Source organism: Photorhabdus antumapuensis, from assembly GCF_020387775.1.
Classification (GTDB): Bacteria; Pseudomonadota; Gammaproteobacteria; order Enterobacterales; family Enterobacteriaceae; genus Photorhabdus; species Photorhabdus antumapuensis.
Window position 1 is genome coordinate 3124 of sequence record NZ_JAHZMK010000066.1, and the last position, 310, is coordinate 3433.

The following is a 310-nucleotide window of genomic DNA, read 5'->3' on the forward strand; positions in this document are numbered from 1 at the left end:
TACCGTCACCACCGCCGCAGAATCTCACGGTGAAACCCATTTACGGCAGGAGAAAAAATCGGGCCTGATGGGCACGGGGGGGATTGGCTTCACTCTGGGCAAAGCCAGCCAGAAAGCCACCACCGACAGTGACAGCCAGCTTAGCAAAGGCAGCACGGTCGGCAGCAGTCAGGGCAACGTGACGCTCAACGCGGGAGAACAGCTCCGGGTTCACGGCAGCGAGGTGATTGCCGGTAAAGACCTGACGCTGACCGGTCAACAGGTCACGGTCACCAGTGCGGAAAACCACAATCACACCACGACAAAAACC

The 310-nt window shown here is 59.0% G+C and carries 1 protein-coding gene; it reads left to right on the top strand.

Annotation, left to right across the window (positions count from 1 at the left end):
• Positions 1-310: hemagglutinin repeat-containing protein (locus tag KZ793_RS21055; RefSeq protein ID WP_225817094.1), on the top strand; the 310-nt coding region annotated here is incomplete at both ends.